This is a genomic window from Escherichia sp. 94.0001, from assembly GCF_013369155.2.
In the GTDB taxonomy this organism is placed as follows: domain Bacteria; phylum Pseudomonadota; class Gammaproteobacteria; order Enterobacterales; family Enterobacteriaceae; genus Escherichia; species Escherichia coli_F.
The window spans coordinates 1-1,354 of record NZ_JABWMS020000168.1 but is presented as its reverse complement, the minus strand read 5'-3'; the positions used below and the strand labels follow the sequence as shown (position 1 = coordinate 1,354).

The following is a 1,354-nucleotide window of genomic DNA, read 5'->3' as shown; positions in this document are numbered from 1 at the left end:
CCCAGGCATGGCCCCAGCCCAGCCATTCGCGGGTTTCCCTGTCACGGCCAGTCACGTACATTCCCAGCAGATCATCCAGGCCCCCGCCGTCAATCCCCACCGTCACCACATCAGCGCGCTGCAGGATATCGTCCAGGCTGACGCGCCTGCCCTGCTGCTCCCAGAAATCCGCGCCCGCCCAGCGGTCAGAACGCAGGGCAAGACCGATTTCCACATTGGCGTGTTTTGACATGAAGCCACGAAATGCTTCCTCACCAGCCTCCCGGGCTTTACGGTACTCCCGGTACAGAAAGGCCTCATCCACCGAATAACCGAGATTCGGGTTAACCATGGCGAGGTTTTCCATCAGCAGGTGAGCCCCGCTTTCCACCATTTCAGGAGGGTGTTCAAATATCACCGGCAGAAAGTGCGGATCATGAATTTTGCCGTCACGGACATCCCGGGCGTACTGCAGTTTCTGTCTGAACACCCCGGCAGGCGGTTCATTCGACTGGGTGGTTGTGTACACCACAAATCCTTCCGGACGGGAGGCAAGCCCGCCGATGGCTTCACGTAGCATGTCTTCCGCTTTGTACTGCTTGCCAAACAGCCACAGTTCATCAATCAGTGTCCCCACGGACTTGATACCGGACACCGTATTCGGATCGGCTGCCACCACCTTCAGGGTGGTGTCCGTCACCCGATGGGTGATGGTCCGGATATGTGTCTGCACCTGACAGAGGTCATCCAGATCATCGTCCCGTCGTACCATATCCCTGGCAGGGTTGAAGGCGTTAGCCGCCACCTCCACGGTCGGGGCCAGAATGGTGTAGCCCGCCGCCTGCCGCCAGTTCAGTAACAGCGCCGTCATCATGATCCCCGCGGCCAGCGTGGACTTACTGTTTTTCTTGGGGATAAGGATAAACACTTCCTTGATATGGCGAACACCGGTCTGCGCATCGTAGGAGCCAAACAGGGCCGCCACCAGGTCAAACACCCACGGTGCACAGGACTCCCCGAATGTCGGGCTACCCGGTGCATCCACAATCCGCAGTTGTTTAAAAATCGCCAGTGCATGTGCAGCCTGGTCCGGATAAATCGGAGCCGGAATAATCGACAGCCCCTTTTTCAGGCGCTCTGCCCAGTCCGGACATGCCGTGCTCCATACAGGTATCATCCGCTTTCCTCATTCTGGTTATTCACCACCAGTCGGGGAGGTGGTGGCACCGCAAAACGGTTAGCCGCTTTTTTCGCGGCATCACCTTTTGCCGATTTTTTACCGGCATCGCCTTTTTTATGGTGTGTGAACTGCGCCAGTCGCCAGGCCGCATCCAGTGCCAGTTTCGGGTCAATTATCAGGTTTTCCACCAGGATC

Annotated in this window: 2 protein-coding genes; both read right to left on the bottom strand. The window is 57.6% G+C overall.

What is annotated here, in order from left to right:
• Positions 1–1,156, bottom strand: a 1,156-nt coding sequence (locus HEN33_RS24965; protein ID WP_048223824.1) for a terminase large subunit, incomplete at its 3' end; no start/stop codon positions are given.
• Positions 1,153–1,354 (bottom strand): terminase small subunit (locus tag HEN33_RS24960; protein ID WP_183083512.1); only part of this gene is annotated, 202 nt, incomplete at its 5' end. The genes HEN33_RS24965 and HEN33_RS24960, both read right to left, overlap by 4 nt.